The organism is Nonomuraea sp. NPDC002799, assembly GCF_053592075.1.
In genome coordinates this window covers 161,970-180,348 of record NZ_JBSFVA010000016.1, presented here as the reverse complement: position 1 = coordinate 180,348, position 18,379 = coordinate 161,970, and the positions used below count along the sequence as shown (strand labels likewise).

Genomic DNA, 18,379 nt, shown 5'->3' with positions numbered 1-18,379 from the left:
GGGGCCGTAGGTGGCCGTGGCCTAGTGCAGGGCGAGCGCCACGGCCACTCCGAGGCCGAAGGCGACCACCACGCCCCGCAGCACCTTGGCCGACATGAGCTTGGCCAGCCGCGTCCCGAGCAGCCCGCCCACCAGGCTGGCCGGCGCGATGACCGCCACGGCCTGCCACTGCACCGCCCCGAACAGCGAGAACGCCACGACCGAGACCGTGCTGATGACCAGGGCGAGCACGGCCCGCACGGCGTTGACGCGATGCAGGGTGTCGTGCAGGAACATGCCGAGCACGGTCAGCAGCAGCACGCCCATGCCGCCGTTGAAGTAGGCCCCGTAACATCCGCCGAGGAAGACCCCGGCGTACACGAGCCTGCTGGGCGCCTCGCCGGGCTCGCCGCCGAACATCTTGCGCAACCACGGCTGCGCCAGCAGCGCCAGGCTGGCGAACGCCACCAGCAACGGCACCATCGACTCGAACAGCCGGCCCGGCGTGAGCAGCAGCAGCGCGCTGCCCGCGATCGCGCCGAGCACCGCCGTGGCCGACAACAGCGTCGTCCGGCGCCGCTGTCCCCGCAGCTCGGTCCGGTAGCCGAGGACGCCGCCGAGGTAGCCGGGCCACAGCGCGACCGCGTTCGTCACGGACGCGGTCAGGCTCGGATAGCCCAGTGCCAGCAGTGCGGGGAAGGAGATGAGGGTGCCGCCGCCGGCCAGGGCGTTGACCACCCCGGCCAGCAGACCGGCCCCGGCCAGGAAGAGCAGATCGGCCGGTGTCATCGGCCGGCGGCGTAGCCCTGGGCGCCACGTGGGTTGGCGGCGGCCTTGAGGAAGTCACCGTCACGGGCGACCGCGCTGAGCCTGCCGAGCGACCAGGGGCCCTGGACCTCGACCTCGTGGCCGCGCCGCCGCAGCTCGGCGATGACGCCCGGATCCACGCGGTCCTCGATGTGCATGACGCCGGGCCGCGAGCCGCGCGGGAAGAACGAGCTGGGGAAGTGCTCGGAGTGGAACATCGGCGCGTCGACGGCCTCCTGCAGGTTCAGCCCGCCGTGGACGACGGCCAGGAAGAAGTTCACGCTCCACTGGTCCTGCTGGTCGCCGCCGGGCGTGCCGAACGCGAGCCAGGGCCGGCCGTCCCTGAGCGCGAACGACGGCGACAGCGTGGTGCGCGGCCGCGTCCCGGGACGCAGGGTGGCGGGCAGGTCCTCCTGCAGCCAGAACATCTGCGCCCGCGTGCCCAGGCAGAAGCCCAGCGCGGGGATGGTGGGGGAGCTCTGCAGCCAGCCGCCGCTGGGGGTGGCCGAGACCATGTTGCCGAAGCGGTCCACGACGTCGATGTGACAGGTGTCCCCCTTGACCGTGCCGTCGCGGGCCACGGTCGGCTCTCCGACGCCCTGCGGGGAACGCGCCCCCGACACGCCCGGGGCGTTGCTCGCGGTGCCGGGGTCGGGGAAGACCGGCAACTTCGGCGGCCGGCCGCCCGGGGCTCCGGGGCGCAGCTCCAGGCTGGCCTCGGCGCCGATCAGCCGCCGCCGCTCGGCGTTGTACGCCTTGCTCAGCAGGTCGTCCATGGGCACGTCGGTGTCGCCGTACCACGCTTCGCGGTCGGCGAAGGCGAGCTTGGCTGCCTCGGTCACGGTGTGCACGTAGTCGGCGCTGAGGTGCCCCATCGCGTCCAGGTCGAGCCCCTCCAGCAGCGCGAGCTGCTGCAGGAACACCGGTCCCTGACCCCACGGGCCCGTCTTCGCCACGGTGTGCCCGTGGTAGTCGAAGGTCAGCGGCTCCTCGACGGTGGCCGACCAGCTCGCCAGGTCGTCGCCGGTGAGCAGGCCGCCGTGCACCTCGCCGGAGCTGTCGCGCCAGGCCGTCTTGGCGCTGAACTCGGCGATGGCCTCGGCGACGAAACCCTCGTACCAGGCTTGGCGGGCGGCGGCGAGCTGCCCTTCGCGGGTGCCGGACGCGGCCGTGGCCTCGGCCACCAGCCGCCGGTAGGTGGCGGCCAGCACGGGGTTGGCCAGCTTCGACCCGGGCGCGGGAACGTTCCCGCCGGGCAGCCACGTCGCCGCCGACGTGGGCCACTCGCCGGTGAACAGCTCCTTGACCGACGAGATCGTGGCGGCGATCCGCTCGATCACCGGAACGCCGTGCTCGGCGTAGTGGATGGCGGGCGCCAGCACGTCGGCGAGCGACCAGGTGCCCCAGCGCTCCAGCATGAGCATCCAGCCGCCGAACGCCCCCGGCACCGTCGCCGCGAGCAGCCCGGTGCCGGGGACCACGTCGAGGCCCAGCTCGGCGAAGCGCTCGATGGTGGCCGCGGCCGGCGCCACGCCCTGCCCGCAGATCGCGGACACCTTCTGCTCGGCCTCGCTCCACAGCAGGATCGGCGCCTCGCCGCCGGGGCCGTTCAGGTGCGGCTCGGCGATCTGCAGGACGAATCCGGCGGCGACCGCCGCGTCGAAGGCGTTCCCGCCGCGCTCCAGCACGCCCATGCCGGTGGCCGAGGCCAGCCAGTGCGTGCCGGCGACCATGCCGAAGTCGCCAGTCAGCTCGGGCCTGGTGGTGAACAAAGTCTCTCCTTCTATCGGTGCGCGGACGCGTCGGGGACGCCGTCCGCCGTTACCAGGTGACAGGCGGCTGGATGGCCGGTGCCACGTGGGTCGTGCAGGGGCGGCTCATCGGTGCGGCAGGCGTCGTACGCCAGCGGGCACCGCGTGTGGAACCGGCACCCCGCCGGAGGATCGATCGGGCTCGGCACGTCACCGCCGAGCACGACCCTGCGCCGCTCCCGCTGCCTGACCGGATCGGCCACCGGGGCGGCCGAGAGCAGGGCCTGCGTGTACGGATGCCGCGGCGCCGCGAAAATCTCCGCCTTGGGGCCGGATTCGACGATCCTGCCCAGGTACATCACGGCGATCCGGTCGGCCAGGAACTCCACCACCGACAGGTCGTGCGTGATGAACAGGCACGAGAACCCCATGTCCCGCTGCAGATCGGTGATCAGGTTGAGCACCGACGCCTGCACCGACACGTCGAGCGCCGACACCGGCTCGTCAGCGACGACCAGCTTGGGCTCAAGGATCAGCGCCCTGGCCAGCCCCACCCGCTGCCGCTGCCCGCCGGACAGCTCGTGCGGGTACCGCGCGCGCATCTCCTGACGCAGCCCGACCCGCTCCAGCATGGCCGCCACCCGTTTCGCCGTCTCGCGCCGGTCGGTCACGCCGTGGCGGAGCAGCGGCTCGCCGACGATCCGCTCGATCGTGAAGCGCGGGTTGAGCGAGGAGTAGGGGTCCTGGAAGACCATGTGGACGTCGCGGCGCAGCGGGCGCATGGCCCGGCGCGACAGGCGCGTGATGTCCCGGCCGCCGAGCTCGATCATGCCTGAGGTGGGCTCGGTCAGGCGCAGCACGCACTTGCCGACCGTGGACTTGCCGCTGCCGGACTCGCCGACCAGCCCGAGCACCTCGCCTTCGCCGATCTCCAGCGACAGGCCGTCCACGGCGCGTACCGGGCCGTAGTGCTTGACCAGGTTGTCGATGCGCAGGATCACTGCCGGCCTCCCGGGTGGTAGCAGGCCGTGAGGTGGCCTGGCGCGTGCGGTTCGAGCGGCGGCCTCGACGCGCGGCAGTCCGCCTGGGCGCGCGAGCACCGGGTCTGGAAGGCGCACTCGTCGGGGTCCGACAGCGGTGAGGGCACCATGCCGGGGATCTCGGCCAGCCGGCCGTTGACGGCCGCTGATGGGAGGGCGTTCATCAGGCCCAGCGTGTACGGATGACGCGGCCGGGCGAAGAGCTCGGCCACCGGGGCCTGCTCGACGGCGCGGCCCGCGTACATGACCACGGCCCGGTCGGCGATGTCGGCCACCACGCCCAGGTCGTGCGTGATGAGGATGATCGCCGTCCCGAGCCGGTCGCGCAGGTCGCGGAACACGTCCAGCACCCCGGCCTGGATCGTCACGTCGAGCGCCGTGGTGGGCTCGTCGGCGATCAGCACCCGGGGCGAGCAGGCCACCGCGATCGCGATCATCACGCGCTGGCGCATGCCGCCCGAGAGCTGGTGCGGGTACTCCTTCATCCTGCGCTGCGGCGCCGGGATGCCGACCAGCTCCAGCAGCTCGACGGCCCGCCGGTCGGCCGCCTGACGGCTCAGGCGCTCGTGCCGGCGCAGCACCTCGGTGATCTGGTAGCCGACGGTGAACGACGGGTTGAGCGAGGTCATCGGCTCCTGGAAGACGACCGAGACGTCCTTGCCGCGTACCTGCCGCATGGCCCGCTCCGACAGCGTGGTCAGCTCGCGTCCGTCGAGTCGCACCGACCCGGACAACCTCGTCGTCTCCGGCGGCAGCAGCCGGGGCACCGACATCGCGGTGACCGACTTGCCGCAGCCGGACTCGCCGCACAGCGCCAGGATCTCGCCCTCGTCCAGACTGAGCGAGATGTCCCTGACCGCCTGCACCAGGCCGTCCTCGGTGTCGAAGCCGACGGTCAGGTCGGTGATCTCCAGCAGGCTCATCGGTGACTCCTCGGATCGAGAACGTCGCGCAGCCCGTCACCGAGCAGGTTGAACCCGAGGGTGGCCAGCGCGATCATCAGTCCCGGCCAGACGGCCAGCCAGGGCGCGTCGCTCAGGTACTGCTGCGCGGTCGTCAGCATCACACCCCACGACGGCGTCGGCGGTTGCACGCCGAGCCCCAGGAACGACAGCGTGGCCTCGCCGATGATCGCCGCCGGAATCGCCACCGTGGCCTGCACGATCAGCGGGCTGGCGCAGTTCGGGAGCACGTAGCGGAAGATGATGTGCCCGTCGCCGGAGCCGTCGGCGATGGCCGCGGACACGTAGTCCATCTCCCTGACCGCCAGCACCTCGCCCCGGGTGATCCGGATGATGGCGGGCAGCTGGGAGAAGCCCAGCGCCAGCACCACGCCCTTCAGCGAGGGGCCGATGATCGCCGCCAGGCCCACCGCGAACACCAGGAACGGGAACGCCAGCGTCACGTCCACCAGCCGCATCACGATCGGGTCGAGCCAGCGCCGGTAGAACCCGGCGACCAGCCCGACGGGGATGCCGATCGCCATCGCCAGCAGTGTGGACAGAACGCCCGCCTGCAGCGACACCTGCGCCCCGTGCGCGATCCGGGCGAAGGCGTCCCTGCCCAGGTCGTCGGTGCCCATCGGATGGGCGCCCGACGGGGCGGCGAGCGTGGCCAGATAGTCCTGCGCGGCCGGGTCGCCCGTGAACAGCGGCCCCAGCAGCGCCAGCAGCACGAACGCGACCACCAGCACCAGGCCGGCCATCGGCATCGGGCGCCTTCTGAAACGCCGCCACAACTTACTCATGCTTGCCCCCCGACAGCCTGATCCGCGGGTTGAGGAAGGCGTAGGCGATGTCCACCAGCAGGTTGACCAGCACGTAGCCGACCACCGTGATGAGCACGACGGCCTGGATGACCGGATAGTTCCTGGTCAGGACCGCGTCCACGGTCAGCTTGCCGAACCCGGGGATGACGAAGATCTGCTCGGTCACCACGGCCCCGCTGATCAGCGCGCCCAGCTGCAGGCCGAGCACGGTGATCACGGTCGTCAGGCTGTTGCGCAGCGCGTGCGCGCCCACGACCTTGATCTCCGACAGGCCCTTGGACCTGGCGGTCCTGACATAGTCGGCCGACAGCGCGCCCAGCATGGCCGAGCGGGTCTGCCGCATGAGGATGGCCGCGAAGCCGGTGCCGAGCACGAGGGCGGGCAGGATCATGCGCCGCAGGTTCTCCACGGGATCCTCGAAGAACGGGACATAGCCGGAGGCGGGCAGCACCTGCCAGGTGACCGCGAACAGCAGGATGCCGAGCAGGCCCAGCCAGAAGTGCGGCACCGACAGGCCGGCCAGCCCGAAGGCGGTGGCCAGGTAGTCGGCGACCTTGCCGCGCCGGACGGCCGCGACGATGCCGGCGCCGACGCCGACGATGATCGCGACCAGCATGGCCAGGGCCGACAGTTGCAGCGTGACCGGCAGCCGTTCGGCGATGATGTCGATCACCGGGAGCTGGTCCTGCGTGGAGCGGCCGAAGTTGCCGGTGAGGGTCTGGCCGACGTAGTCGCCGTACTGGGCGAGCAGCGGCTTGTCCAGGCCGAACTCGTGCCGGATGGCCTCGATCGCGGCGGGCGAGGCTTCCTGGCCCGCCATGACCGTGGCCGGATCGCCGGGCAGCGCCCTGATCCCGAGAAAGATCAGGACGCTGGCCATGAAGAGCACGATCACCGCGGAGCCGAAGCGCCGAAGGATGAACCAGAACATCAGCCGGCGAACCCGGCGGTCACGAAGCGCGGCAGACCGTCCTTGAAGTACTGGACCCCGGCCACGGTCTTGTTCATGCCCAGGTAGTACTTGTTGTGGTACAGGTACACCACGCCCCGGAGCTCGGCGGCCTTCCGCATGGCGCTGCCGTACAGCTCGGCCCGCTTGGCGGTGTCCGTCTCTGCGGCGGCCTGCTTGATCGGGTCGTCGATGCCCGCGTCCGCCATGCCGGCGTAGTTGTTGCTGCCCTGGGTGGTGACCAGGTTCGTGAGGTTGCCGTCCGGGTCCACACGGCCCGACCAGCCGCTCAGCAGGACGTCGAACTTGCCGGCCTTACCCTGCTCCAGAACGCTGACGAACTCGGCCGTCTGCACGCTCACGTTGAAGCCGGCCTCCTTGGCCATCGACTGGATGACCTGCGCCAGACGCTGGTTGACGGCGTCGTTCGGCGTGGCCAGCGTGACCGGGATCGGCGTCTGCACGCCGGAGGCCTGCACGAGCTGCTTGGCCTTGGCCAGGTCGCGCTTGGCGCACGGCAGGTCCTTCGGCCGGAACGGGCTGTCGGCGGGAACCGGGTAGCAGTCGACCTCGTGCAGACCGTTGTAGACGGTCTTGTTGATCGCGTCCCGGTCGAGCGACAACTCGAACGCCTCGCGCAGTTGCGGGCTCTTGCCCAGCGCGGTGTTCACCGCACCCGGCTTCTCCGTGGAGCCCTTGACGTTGCCGACGTTGATCTGGAAGCCGTAGTAGCCGAGGCCGCCGCCGGACACGACGGACAGGTTCGGATCCGCCTGCACGCCCTTGACCGTGTTCGTGGCGAGCTGGTCGGCCACCTGCACGTCGCCGGACTTCAGGTTCGCGGCCCGCACGTTGGGGTCGACGATGATTTTGTATACAACCTTGTCGAGCTTGACCTTGGCGGCGTCGTAGTAGTCCGGCGCCCGGTCCAGCTCGATCTGGCTGCCGGAGGTGCGGCCGGCGAACTTGAACGGCCCGACGCACACCGGGTTCGCGCCGAAGTTGTCGCTGCTCGCGTCCAGCGCCTTGGGCGACAGGATCATGCCGGCGCGGTCGGCGAGCTGCGCGGCCAGCGGCGTGAACGCCTGCGTCAGCGTGAGCTTCACCGTGGTGGCGTCGACCACGCCGACCTTGGAGATCGCCGCCAGGTCGGCCTGACGCGCGGACTTCTCCCAGGTGCGGTGCCGGTCCAGCGACTTCTTGACCGCCTCGGCGTCGAACGCCGTGCCGTCGTTGAACTTGACGCCTTCGCGCAGCTTGATCGTCACTTCCTTGCCGTCACCGGAGACCTCGGGCAGTGCCGAGGCCAGCTGCGGGACGAGCGTGGAGGTGGCGTCGATGTCGTAGAGCTTCTCGCACATGCTCGCGAACACCTCGCGGCCCACCAGCGTGGTCGAGGTGCTCGGGTCGAGCGCGTCAGGGTCGGCGTTCAGCGCCACGTTGAGCGTGCCGCCGCCCTTGACCGGCCGGGTGTCGGCCGAGGCGTCGGCTATGGAAGGAGCAGCCGCGGGGGTGTTGTTGCTGGATCCGCCGCCACCGCAAGCCGCAAGGGCCACGGGGAGGAAGGCCAGCGCCGCGACCAGCCTGGGGGACGGTCTCATGGAGCCTCCGTTGAAAAGGTTTAGGAGACTGTATACACAACCTCACATTTCAGTGGTGTTTCATCACCTTATGTTGTTATCTGAGTGTTCTCTAATCGTTCGGGTGTTTTGCCGTGCGGCCCACCGCCGCGAGGAAAGATCGTCTGGCTGCGGCGACGTGCGCGACGGCTCTGGCCTGCGCCTCGTCCTCGTCGCCTGCGACGATCGCCTCGCACAGGCCGAGGTGCTCCGACCAGGAGTGCGGGCCGCGCGTGGCGGCGGTCTGGGTGAAGACCCACTGCGCCCGCTGGAGCATCGGCTTCATCATCAGGCTGAGGTAGGAGTTGCCCGCCGCCTCGCCCACGGCCAGGTGGAAGGCGGTGTTGAGGTCGGCCACCTGCTCCAGGTGCCCGCTCTCCACCGCCTCCTTGGCCTGCTCCAGCACCTGCCGCAGCCGCCGGGCCGCGGCGGGGCTGCGTTTGCGCGCCGCCAGCCGGGCCGCGAGCCCCTCGATGGCCATCCGGACGTCGAAGAGCTCCTCGCCCTCCTCGGCGGACAGGCGGGCGACGGTCGCGCCGAAGCGGGGGACGACCTCGACGAAGCCCTCGGTGGCCAGCACCCGGATGGACTCGCGCACGGGGTTGCGCGAGACGCCGAGCGAGGCGGCAAGCCGGTCCTCGACCAGGCGCTCGCCCTGGGCGAACTCGCCCGAGAGGATGCGGCGCCGCAACTCACTGGTGACCTCGTCGCGCAAGGTCCGGTGAGACGCGCCCAGCGTCAGATCAGTCATATAGGGATTTATCGTATACAGAGGGGATTATTACTCGGACCGCGCGGGGGCCCGCAGGACGTCGAGGACCTCGTCGACGGCCAGGCCCTTGCCCCGCACCGACCGCGGCGCCGTGATCGAGACCTCGCTGCCCCAGCCGCGGTACTGCGTGGCCATCGACACCCGTCTGACCCGGTCGTCCCCGAGCCCCTCACCGTCGGGCAGCGCGTGGAAAAGCCAGCCGGCCCGGTACGGCAGGCCGCGGTCGTCGTACATGTACGTCCAGTCGACCTGCGCCGCGCCGCCGGTGGCCGGCCCGGCCGCCTCCCTGAAGCTGGGCGACAACGTGTGCAGCCCGGCGAGGGTGATGAGCCCGCTCACCGTGTAGATGCGCTGCCTGCGGCCGGTGGCGCTGTTCTCGTGCCAGTCCGACACGCTCTTGCGGTCCGCGCCGGCCAGCAACTTGCGCAACGTCGCCGGCTCGAACACGTTGATCACCTGGTCGCCGTACGCCGCCGCGCCCCCACTGGCGCGGCCCAGGCCGATCCACCGCTTCGCCTTGGGCGGCAACTGGTACTGGCGGCCCCGCACGCTGATCATGCGGGTGGTCCCGGCGGAGGCGAGCACGCCGGCGGCGTAGGGGTCCGTCTCCGCGTCCTCGGCCATGAGCGCCCGCTCCGGCGCGCCCTCGAACGTCAGCTTCCGGGTCACCTCCGCCGCCACCACGCCGCTCGCGCCGAGCCGGATCCGCCCGGCCCCGCTCACGTCATAACCGCCCGTGTGGTCCTGGTCCGACGCCTCGTCCCTCTTGTACCGGCTGGTCACGACCGAGCCGAAGACGTCGATCCGCGCTCCGCTGCCCTCGGCGAGCAGCGTGCGGATGGCCCTGATCGGGTCGGGACCGGCGGACTCGGCGTGGGCCACGGCCGGAACGGCGGTGACGAGTGCCACCGTGGCGGCGATCAGTAACCTCATGCGGCGGATTCCTCGGGTAGTCGGGACGATCATTCTGCCGGACCCGCCAGGCATTTCTCCGCCCGACACGACGACCACGGCCGGCGCCGTACGGGGGTTCGTCAGGCGCGCAGCCGCAACCCACGTCAGAGGACGGCCCTTGCGCCAGACGCAGTCGCAAGCCGCGTCAGAGGGGCGGCCCTTACGTCAGGCGCGCAGCCGCAACCCGCGTGGCGTCGGATGGAACCCGGCCGCCTCCAGGGCCGCCGCCAGCGGTGACTCCACGATGGAGGCCCCGTCGGCCCGCTCCACGGTCAGCTTCCCCAGCGCGCCGTCCCGCACGGCCAGGGCCAGCGCGTCGACGGCCGGCTGCAGCCGTTCGTCGTCGGTGAACGACAGCAGCGTCTTGCCGCCGCGTTCGACGTAGAGGACCAGGTGGCCGTCGACCAGCACGACCAGGGATCCGGCCTTCCGCCCCGGCTTGTGGCCGACGTCGCCGGGATGTTGCGACCAGGGGAGCGCGGCGCCGTACGGGTTGGCCGGGTCTGCCGCCGCCAGCACCACGGCCCGCCGCACGGAAGCCCCGGAACGCGCCCGGCCGAACGCCCCCGCCTGCTCGAACGCCCCCGCACCCGCGTCCTCGCCCGTCCTGGTGCCTCCCTGCTCGAAGGCCCCCGCGCCCGCCTGCTCGATCGTCCCCATGTTCTCCGGACGGCCGCCGCCAGGCGCGATGCCCGGCGCCATGGCGCGCATCCGATCCACCGCACCCGGCAGCGCGAACTGCGCGCCCCCGAGCCCTTCGACGAAGTAGCCCCGGCGGCACCGCCCGCTCTCCTCATAGGCCCGCAAGACCTGATAAATGGGCGTAAACCCTCCAGGAAGCCGTTCCGACGTCACCGCTCCCCGCGTCACCACACCATGCCGCTCCAGCAGCACCTCGGCCTGGGCCTGCGCACGCGGTGTCGCCCCCTCGGCAGGCGCGGGCAGCAACCACCACCGCCCGCCCACGGTCGGCGGCCCGCTCCGGCTCGGCAGCACCGCCCGGCGCCGCCGCGTCGTGGCGGGCCGATGCGCAGGACGCCCGGTGCCGAGCGTCGCCCGCAGCGGCGCCAGCGTGTCGCCGGACACCCGCCCCGACCACACCAGATCCCACAGAGCGGAGACCAGCGAAGCGTCGTCCAGCGAGCCGAGCTGGTCGGAGATCCCCCGGAAGAACAGCGCGCCGCCCCCGCTCAGGAGCTCCAGCACGCGCTCATGGACCGGCGTCATCGTGATCTCGGTGGGCTCGGGCATCAGCAGCGGCGCGGTGTCGGCGAAGTAGAGCGACACCCAGCCGTCGCCGCCGGGCAGCGACCCCTGGCCGGACCACATCACCTCGCCCGACGAGGTCAGCTCGTCGAGCAGCGCCGGATGGTAGCCGGGCACCCGGGACGGCAGCACCAGCGTCTCCAGCGCGGACGCGGGCACGACCGCCCCCTGGAGCAGCTCGATCGAGCGGATGAGCGCGTCCATGGCGCGGGCGTCCCCGGCCTTGCCCCTGGCCGCCCCGTCGGACCCGGTGATGCCGTGCCAGGCCGACAGGAACACGGCCAGCGTCTCCGGCTCGACCGGCTCGACCTCCTTGCGGAGCTGAGCCAGCGACCTGCGCCGCAACATCCGCAACACCCCGGCGTCGCACCACTCCTCGCCCCGCCCGCCAGGACGGAACTCGCCGTTGACCACCCGCCCCGACGCCGCCAGCCGCCGCAGGGCGTCGGTCACCACGGCCACGCCGAGCCCGAACCGGGCGGCGGCCGTACCGGGATGGAAGGGCCCTCGGGTGCGGGCGTGCCGCGCCACCAGGTCCGCCAGCGGATCGGGCACGGGCTCCAGGAACGTGTGCGGGATCCCGACGGGCAGCGGCGTGCCCAGCGCGTCACGCAGGCGGGCCGCGTCCTCGATGGCCACCCACTGCTCCTCGCCCGCGATGCGTACCCTGATCGCGCGGCGGGCACGTTCGAGCGCCTCCAGCCAGGCGGGATCGCCGCCGCGCACGCTGACGTCGGGCGCCAGCAGCGGCCCGTGCGAGCGCAGCAGGTCAGAGAGATCCTCCAGGTCGCGCAGCGGCCGGTCGAGCCTGGCCAGCTCCCGCTCGGTGTCGGAGATCACGTCGGGGTCGAGCAGCTCGCGCAGGTCGGCCTGGCCCAGCAGTTCGGCCAGCAGCGTGGTGTCCAGCGCGAGGGCCTGCGCCCGCCGTTCGGCCAGGGGCGCGTCGCCTTCGTACATGAACGCGCCCACGTAGTGGAACAGCAGCGAGGCCGCGAACGGCGAGGCCTGCGAGGTCTCCACCTCCACCACGCGCACCCGGCGGGCGGCGATGTCACGCATGAGCTGCACGAGCCCCGGCACGTCGAACACGTCCTGCAAGCACTCGCGCATCGTCTCCAGCACGATCGGGAACGACGCGTACTGGGAGGCCACCCCCAGCAGGTGGGCGGCCCGCTGCCGCTGCTGCCACAGCGGGCTGCGCCGCCCCGGCGTGCGGCGCGGCAGCAGCAGCGCCCGCCCCGCGCACTCCCTGAAGCGGGAGGAGAACAACGCCGAGCCGCCCAGCTCCTCGGTGACGATCCGTTCGATCTCCTCGGCGTCGAAGGCCGCCACGTCGGTGGGCGGCTCGGCCAGCGTGTCGGGGATGCGCAGCACGATGCCGTCGTCGGAGTGCACGGCCTGTACGTCGATGCCGTAGCGCTCGCGCAGCCGCCGGTTGATCGCCAGCGCCCACGGGGCGTGCACCCGGGCGCCGTAGGGGGAATGGATCACCACGCGCCAGTCGCCCAGCTCGTCGTGGAAGCGCTCGACCAGCAGGGTGCGGTCGTCGGGGACGTAACCGGTGGCCTCGCGCTGCTCGTTGAGGTAGGCCATGAGGTTGCCCGAGGCGTATTCGTCGAGCCCGGCCGCCCGCATCCGGTCGGTCGTGCCCTCCTTGGCCTGCTCGCGCAGGAACTGCCCGATCGCCTTGCCCAGCTCCACCGGCCGCCCCGCCGCGTCGCCGTGCCAGAACGGCAGCTTGCCCGGCTGGCCGGGAGCCGGGGAGACCAGCACCCGGTCGGCCGTGATGTCCTCGATCCGCCAGGACGTCGCGCCCAGCACGAAGACGTCGCCCACGCGCGACTCGTAGACCATCTCCTCGTCCAGCTCGCCCACCCTGGAGGCACGCTCGCCCACCAGGAACACCCCGAACAGACCCCGGTCGGGGATGGTGCCGCCGTTGGTGACCGCCAGCCGCTGCGCGCCGGGACGCCCCTGGAGGGTGCCGGTGACCCGGTCCCACACGATGCGCGGGCGCAGCTCGGCGAACTCCTCACTCGGATAGCGCCCGGCCAGCATGTCGAGCGTCGCCTCCAGCGCGGTCCTCGGCAGGGTGGCGTACGGGGCCGCCCGCCTGACCACGGACTCCAGCTCCTCGACCGTCCACTCGTCGAGCGCGGTCATCGCCACGATCTGCTGGGCCAGCACGTCGAGCGGATTACGCGGATAGTGCAGCTCCTCGATCTGGCCGCTCTTCATCCGCTCGGCCACCACGGTCGTCTGCACCAGGTCACCCCGGTACTTGGGGAAGATGACACCCCTGGACACCGCGCCGACCTGGTGGCCGGACCGGCCGATGCGCTGCAGCCCGCTGGCCACGCTCGGCGGCGCCTCCACACACGCGACCAGGTCCACCGCGCCCATGTCGATGCCCAGCTCCAGGCTGGAAGTGGCGACCACGGCAGGCAACCGGCCCGACTTGAGCGCCTCCTCGATCTGCGCCCGCTCCTCCTTGGAGACCGACCCGTGGTGCGCGCGCACGACCTCCGTGGTGGCCCCCCTGCTCGCCCCCGCCTGCGCCATCACCTCGGCGGGCGGGCGCGGCGATCCTGTCTCCCAGATCGACAGGTCGACGGTCTCCGGGCCTTGCCGCCGCTCGTACGCCAGCTCGTTGAGCCGGGTGCACAGCCGCTCCGCCAGCCTCCTGGAGTTGGCGAACACGATCGTCGAGCTGTGGGCCTCGATCAGATCGAACAGCCGCTCCTCGACATGCGGCCAGATGGACCTGCTGGTCGGCTCGGGGGCGAACTCCTCGCCCTCCGCGCGCGGCCCGCTCTCCATCTCGGTCATGTCCTCGACGGGCACCACGACGTCGACCTCGATGACCTTGTCCGACGGCGGCTGCACCACGGTCGCCGGGCGCGCCCCGCCCAGGAACGTCGCCACCTCACTCACCGGCCGTACGGTCGCCGACAACCCGATCCGCTGCGCGGGCCGTTCGAGCAGCGCGTCGAGCCGCTCCAGGCTGAGTGCCAGGTGGGCGCCGCGCTTGGTGGCCGCGACCGCGTGCACCTCGTCCACGATCACCGTCCTGACGTCGCGCAACGCCTCCCGAGCCTGGCTGGTGAGCAGCAGGAACAGCGACTCGGGCGTCGTGATCAGGATGTCGGACGGCTTGGCCGCGAACCGCCGGCGCTCCTGGGCCGGCGTGTCACCCGAGCGGATCGCCACCGAGATCTCCGGCACCGGCAGGCCGAGCCGCCGCGCCGTCTGCTTGAGCCCGGCCAGCGGCGCGCGCAGGTTGCGCTCGACGTCCACGGCCAGCGCCTTGAGCGGCGACACGTACAGCACGCGTGTCCCCATGGGCCTGACTTGCTGCGCAACCTCAGCAGCTTCCGCGACCCCAGCAGGCTTCGCGACATTGGCTGACTTCGCGGACTTGGCCGGTCTCGCTGGCTTGCTCGCTGGCTTGGCGGGTTTTGTCGGCTTGCCCGGCACGCCGGGTGGGGCGGGCTCGGCCGCCAGCCGGTCGAGGGACCACAGAAAGGCCGCCAGCGTCTTGCCCGACCCGGTGGGCGCGACGACGAGGGTGTTGTCACCGCGCGAAATCGACTCCCACGCCCCCTCTTGGGCGGCCGTGGGAGCTTGGAAGGCCCCAGCGAACCATTGCCTGGTCACCTGGCTGAAATGGTCTAGCGAGCTCACCTGCACATATTGCCTCTTGCCACCGACAGAAAACGCATTTGGCACGACAGCACAAGATTGAGCAGGGGCACTTGCGGACATACAGCGACCGTGACCACTGACTATGCGGCCATCGAAGCCCGCCGTGCGGAGATCAGGCGACGATACGTCTTACCGCACCGACCCTCGAGCAGCGCTCGCGGCCTGCACCACATGGCCTTGATCTCTTCCGATGTGGAGCGCACCATCGCGTTCTACCAGGAGCTTCTGGAGTTCCCGCTCACCGAGATCATCGAGAACCGCGACTACAAGGGCTCCAGCCACTTCTTCTTCGACATCGGCAACGGCAACCTGCTCGCGTTCTTCGACTTCCCGGGCCTCGACCTCGGGCCGTACCAGGAAGTGCTCGGCGGCCTGCACCACATCGCGATCTCGGTGGACCCCGCCACGTGGGAGCGACTGCGCGGAAAGCTGGAGATGGCCGGCGTGCCGCACCAGATCGAGAGCGGCGCCTCCATTTACTTCAAGGACCCCGACGGCGCCCGGCTGGAGCTGCTCGCCGACCATCTCGGTGAGATGTACGGATCGCGGGTGTTGTGACCTAACGCCGTGACGCCCTGCGCGTCCGCGGCTTGCCCGCACGGGGCGCCCGTCTGATGCCCGCATGCCGCTCAGATCGCTCCGCCTTCTCCTGCTGTACGGCGAGTCGTATCACCAGTAGTAACCGGCGGCGCTTGGCTCTGTTGGCCTTGGTCTTGGCTGTCCTCGGGGGTGAAGACTTGGGGGTCTTTGGCATGGAGGTGTTCTACCCACGCCCCGGGCGATTCCATACTTGACGTCATGCGCCTGACCGAATTCTGGAGACGGATGAACGCTCACTTCGGCGAAACCTACGCCGAGTCGTGGGCTCGGGACTACGTCATCGCCCCGTTGGGCGGGCGGACGGTGGCGCAGGCGCTGTCCGATGGAGAGAGCGCCAAAACCGTCTGGCGCGCCGTCTGTCAGGTTGAGGACGTCTCATCCAAGCTCCGCTGACCGTCCGTAATCCGGGGCAACCGGGGTAGCCGGGGCAACAGGAGTAGCTGGATGACTGGGTAGCCGGGGCAAGAGGGGTACCTGGATGGCCGGGGTAGCTGGGGTACTGGAATGACCGGGTAGCAGGGGTAGCCGGAGTGGCCCGGGGTAGCCGGGTTAATCGGGTTCGGGCAGGTCCAGCGTCTGGCGCAGCGCAGCGGCCGTATGCTCCAGATCGTCCACGGCCCCTTGCCCACCCGGCGACCACAGGAAGAGCCAGCCCTGCCCCGACGGGGTGGCGAAGATGATCGTCTGGCGTCCGGTACGCGGATGCCAGACCCACAACACCGGATCGTCGCCGCCGACCATACGCCCGACCAGGCCGTGGTCGGGCAGCAACTCGGCGAGTGCCTCCAAATGGACGCGCCGTTCCCCGGTGTAGCCGCTCACCACGTCGCCGCCTCCAACCCTTGCCCCTGCAGTGAGTCTCCCCAGCTCATCGCACATGACAACACGCTGGCGCCAACCCCTGGCGAACATCACCCGGCGAGATCGCGACGTGACGCCCCGCTTGGCGTCACAACCCTCAAGAAGGCGCATGCGCAAGCTGCCAAAGCTGCTCGGCGACACCTTGCATTTACACACCCACCGTCGGGGTCACTGCCGGGATCAGCCGAGATAAAGCAGCCACCCGGCCCTCGGGACACCCGCTCAGGACACCCGGCCCTCGGGACACCCGTAGGAGCGGGCGCAACCTTTGCGGTGGCCGGTCAGAGCCTGTGCACCGGTCCCAACACCATCTCCTGGCATCTTGAGCACCACCATCGGCGCACCGCTGTCCCAAACCACGATCAGCCGCTGCCTGACTCGCTGTCGGAGATCACCGCCGAAGCCGACCTCACCAAGAACACGCCTACTCCAACATCGTCGGCAAGGAGGACCTGACGGCAAGGAGGACCTGACGGCTCGCCACCAGGGCTGGAGGCAGATTGACCGGCCACCTGCGTGTTACTGCTGTGATCGAACAGCCGTTCGGCTACGATGGACCCGCCGCGCCAGCCACGTCTTCCCCGACTGCCGAGAAAATGTCGGTGGCAGGCCGTAGCTTTCACTCGACTGATCGGACCACGACCCTCCAGGGGAGTTCCCATGGCTATCAACGACCGCGAGAAGGCCCTCGAGACCGCGCTCGCTCAGATCGAGCGGCAATTCGGCAAGGGCTCAGTGATGCGCCTGGGCGACGACGTCCGAGCCCCCATCGAGGTGATCCCCACGGGGTCGATCTCCCTTGACGTGGCCCTCGGCATCGGTGGCCTGCCGCGTGGCCGCATCGTGGAGATCTACGGCCCCGAGTCCTCGGGTAAGACCACGGTCGCCCTGCACGCGGTGGCCAGCGCCCAGCGGGCCGGTGGCATCGCGGCGTTCATCGACGCCGAGCACGCCCTCGACCCCGACTACGCCAAGAAGCTGGGCGTGGACACCGACGCTCTGCTCGTCTCCCAGCCCGACACGGGGGAGCAGGCGCTGGAGATCGCCGACATGCTGATCAGGTCCGGCGCCGTCGACGTCATCGTCATCGACTCGGTGGCCGCGCTGGTGCCCAAGGCCGAGATCGAGGGCGAGATGGGCGACAGCCACGTCGGTCTTCAGGCCCGCCTCATGTCCCAGGCCCTGCGCAAGGTCGCCGGCGCCCTCAGCAACACCGGCACCACCGCCATCTTCATCAACCAGCTCCGCGAGAAGATCGGCGTCATGTTCGGCAGCCCTGAGACCACGACCGGTGGTAAGGCGCTCAAGTTCTACGCTTCGGTCCGCCTGGACATCCGCCGCATCGAGACGCTCAAGGACGGCACGGAGGCGGTCGGCAACCGCACCAGGGTCAAGGTCGTCAAGAACAAGATGGCTCCGCCCTTCCGCGTGGCCGACTTCGACATCCTCTACGGCGTTGGGATCTCCCGTGAGGGCGGCCTCATCGACATGGGTGTGGAGCACGGCTTCGTCCGCAAGTCCGGCGCCTGGTACACGTACGAGGGCGAACAGCTCGGCCAGGGCAAGGAGAATGCCCGCAACTTCCTGAAGAGCCACCCCGACATGGCCAACGAGATCGAGAAGAAGATCAAGGACAAGCTGGGCGTGGGCCCGCGCCTCGACGCTCCCGCTGAGCCGGTCGCCGCCGCCGCTGCTCCGGCCCCTGCCGCCGCCTCCTCCGGCCGTGGCTCGAAGGCCACTCCGAAGCCGGGCGACGTCTGATCGTTGACCCCATGACCGACCCAACAACCCGACTCCAAGCGCCCCACCCGCCGTTCCGGGGCGCCCGGTCCTATGTTGCTGATCACCGCTCCCGCACCATCGTCGGCAAGCCGCTGCTCCGGAGGCCCGCTCGTGGCTGACCCACGGGACCACACCAGGTCGCGCGGCGGTCGCGACCTGGCTCGCTCAGCAGCGGACGCCTGGCCGTCGGCCGACGAGTGGCGCGAGCAACGCGACCGCCAACGCGCCTCCATCAACACCGAAACCGACACCGCCCCACCAGAGCCGACCAATTCCCTGATGCCAGGGCACGGCGAGTCCGATGGGCACGACGGGACACCGGACAGCCCGGAGAACGAAACACTCCCAGCCAACCAAGCCTCCACGAACGACCGAGCTGACGCCGAGCACCCAACCCAAGAAACCCTGTCCGGCCAGAATCGAGCCGGCCAGGTTCCGGCTGGCCAGGATCGCGCCGGCCAGGTTCCGGCAGGTCAGGTTCCGGCAAGTCAGGATCACGCAGGTCAGGTTTCGGCGGGTCAGGATG

General features: G+C 70.7%; 15 protein-coding genes. 3 read left to right on the top strand and 12 right to left on the bottom strand.

Going from position 1 to position 18,379, the window contains the following annotated elements:
• Positions 1-21: 21 nt before the first annotated feature.
• The 10 genes from ACWD0F_RS27735 to ACWD0F_RS27690 form a co-directional block, all read right to left on the bottom strand.
• Positions 22-768: a sulfite exporter TauE/SafE family protein gene (locus tag ACWD0F_RS27735; protein WP_449880291.1), complete on the bottom strand. Its 747-nt coding sequence runs from the start codon at positions 766-768 to the stop codon at positions 22-24.
• Positions 765-2,519 carry a gamma-glutamyltransferase family protein gene (locus ACWD0F_RS27730; RefSeq protein ID WP_449880392.1) on the bottom strand — a complete coding sequence of 585 codons (1,755 nt, stop codon included), beginning with the start codon at positions 2,517-2,519 and terminating at the stop codon, positions 765-767. Before ACWD0F_RS27730 ends, ACWD0F_RS27735 begins: the two co-directional genes overlap by 4 nt.
• 50 nt (positions 2,520-2,569) lie before the next feature.
• Positions 2,570-3,538, bottom strand: coding sequence for an ABC transporter ATP-binding protein (locus ACWD0F_RS27725; protein ID WP_449880289.1), 969 nt, complete (start codon positions 3,536-3,538; stop codon positions 2,570-2,572).
• Complete coding sequence (locus ACWD0F_RS27720; protein ID WP_449880287.1) at positions 3,535-4,500, bottom strand: ABC transporter ATP-binding protein; 966 nt, start codon at positions 4,498-4,500, stop codon at positions 3,535-3,537. Before ACWD0F_RS27720 ends, ACWD0F_RS27725 begins: the two co-directional genes overlap by 4 nt.
• Positions 4,497-5,324 carry an ABC transporter permease gene (locus ACWD0F_RS27715; RefSeq protein WP_449880285.1) on the bottom strand — a complete coding sequence of 276 codons (828 nt, stop codon included), beginning with the start codon at positions 5,322-5,324 and terminating at the stop codon, positions 4,497-4,499. Before ACWD0F_RS27715 ends, ACWD0F_RS27720 begins: the two co-directional genes overlap by 4 nt.
• Complete coding sequence (locus tag ACWD0F_RS27710) at positions 5,317-6,276, bottom strand: ABC transporter permease (protein WP_449880284.1); 960 nt, start codon at positions 6,274-6,276, stop codon at positions 5,317-5,319. Before ACWD0F_RS27710 ends, ACWD0F_RS27715 begins: the two co-directional genes overlap by 8 nt.
• The gene (locus tag ACWD0F_RS27705) at positions 6,276-7,895 is read right to left on the bottom strand and encodes an ABC transporter substrate-binding protein (RefSeq protein WP_449880282.1); all 1,620 of its coding nucleotides are present in this window, start codon (positions 7,893-7,895) and stop codon (positions 6,276-6,278) included. The genes ACWD0F_RS27710 and ACWD0F_RS27705 overlap by 1 nt, the downstream gene beginning before the upstream one ends.
• Before the next feature lie 91 nt (positions 7,896-7,986).
• A complete protein-coding gene (locus tag ACWD0F_RS27700) occupies positions 7,987-8,664 on the bottom strand; it encodes a GntR family transcriptional regulator (protein ID WP_449880280.1) in 678 nt (225 codons plus the stop codon).
• A gap of 30 nt (positions 8,665-8,694) precedes the next feature.
• Complete coding sequence (locus ACWD0F_RS27695; protein ID WP_449880278.1) at positions 8,695-9,618, bottom strand: hypothetical protein; 924 nt, start codon at positions 9,616-9,618, stop codon at positions 8,695-8,697.
• Positions 9,619-9,804: 186 nt separating this feature from the next.
• Positions 9,805-14,595, bottom strand: a complete 4,791-nt coding sequence (locus ACWD0F_RS27690) for an ATP-dependent helicase (protein ID WP_449880276.1) — start codon at positions 14,593-14,595, stop codon at positions 9,805-9,807.
• Between the two features lie 186 nt (positions 14,596-14,781).
• On the opposite strand from ACWD0F_RS27690, the gene ACWD0F_RS27685 reads away from it, so the two are divergent.
• Both ACWD0F_RS27685 and ACWD0F_RS27680 read left to right on the top strand, forming a co-directional pair.
• Positions 14,782-15,168: a VOC family protein gene (locus ACWD0F_RS27685; protein WP_449880274.1), complete on the top strand. Its 387-nt coding sequence runs from the start codon at positions 14,782-14,784 to the stop codon at positions 15,166-15,168.
• Between the two features lie 240 nt (positions 15,169-15,408).
• A complete protein-coding gene (locus tag ACWD0F_RS27680; protein WP_449880272.1) occupies positions 15,409-15,603 on the top strand; it encodes a DUF3046 domain-containing protein in 195 nt (64 codons plus the stop codon).
• Between the two features lie 156 nt (positions 15,604-15,759).
• On the opposite strand, the gene ACWD0F_RS27675 is transcribed toward ACWD0F_RS27680, so the two are convergent.
• Positions 15,760-16,032 carry a hypothetical protein gene (locus tag ACWD0F_RS27675; RefSeq protein WP_449880270.1) on the bottom strand — a complete coding sequence of 91 codons (273 nt, stop codon included), beginning with the start codon at positions 16,030-16,032 and terminating at the stop codon, positions 15,760-15,762.
• Between the two features lie 699 nt (positions 16,033-16,731).
• Between ACWD0F_RS27675 and recA the strand changes: the two genes are divergently transcribed.
• Entirely contained in the window at positions 16,732-17,832 is a 1,101-nt protein-coding gene (gene recA, locus ACWD0F_RS27670) for a recombinase RecA (protein WP_449880268.1), read from the top strand.
• Positions 17,833-18,018: 186 nt separating this feature from the next.
• Here recA and ACWD0F_RS27665 read toward each other — a convergent pair.
• Positions 18,019-18,379, bottom strand: a 361-nt coding sequence (locus tag ACWD0F_RS27665; protein ID WP_449880265.1) for a hypothetical protein, incomplete at its 5' end; no start/stop codon positions are given.

What these genes read in the sequence shown, in the direction of transcription:
- ACWD0F_RS27735 (WP_449880291.1), bottom strand. Translation starts at nt 768, where the DNA reads ATGACACCGGCCGATCTGCTCTTCCTGGCCGGGGCCGGTCTGCTGGCC.
- ACWD0F_RS27730 (WP_449880392.1), bottom strand. Translation starts at nt 2,519, where the DNA reads ATGGTCGCCGGCACGCACTGGCTGGCCTCGGCCACCGGCATGGGCGTG.
- ACWD0F_RS27720 (WP_449880287.1), bottom strand. Translation starts at nt 4,500, where the DNA reads ATGAGCCTGCTGGAGATCACCGACCTGACCGTCGGCTTCGACACCGAG.
- ACWD0F_RS27715 (WP_449880285.1), bottom strand. Translation starts at nt 5,324, where the DNA reads ATGAGTAAGTTGTGGCGGCGTTTCAGAAGGCGCCCGATGCCGATGGCC.
- ACWD0F_RS27710 (WP_449880284.1), bottom strand. Translation starts at nt 6,276, where the DNA reads ATGTTCTGGTTCATCCTTCGGCGCTTCGGCTCCGCGGTGATCGTGCTC.
- ACWD0F_RS27705 (WP_449880282.1), bottom strand. Translation starts at nt 7,895, where the DNA reads ATGAGACCGTCCCCCAGGCTGGTCGCGGCGCTGGCCTTCCTCCCCGTG.
- ACWD0F_RS27700 (WP_449880280.1), bottom strand. Translation starts at nt 8,664, where the DNA reads ATGACTGATCTGACGCTGGGCGCGTCTCACCGGACCTTGCGCGACGAG.
- ACWD0F_RS27695 (WP_449880278.1), bottom strand. Translation starts at nt 9,618, where the DNA reads ATGAGGTTACTGATCGCCGCCACGGTGGCACTCGTCACCGCCGTTCCG.
- ACWD0F_RS27685 (WP_449880274.1), top strand. Translation starts at nt 14,782, where the DNA reads ATGGCCTTGATCTCTTCCGATGTGGAGCGCACCATCGCGTTCTACCAG.
- ACWD0F_RS27680 (WP_449880272.1), top strand. Translation starts at nt 15,409, where the DNA reads ATGCGCCTGACCGAATTCTGGAGACGGATGAACGCTCACTTCGGCGAA.
- recA (WP_449880268.1), top strand. Translation starts at nt 16,732, where the DNA reads ATGGCTATCAACGACCGCGAGAAGGCCCTCGAGACCGCGCTCGCTCAG.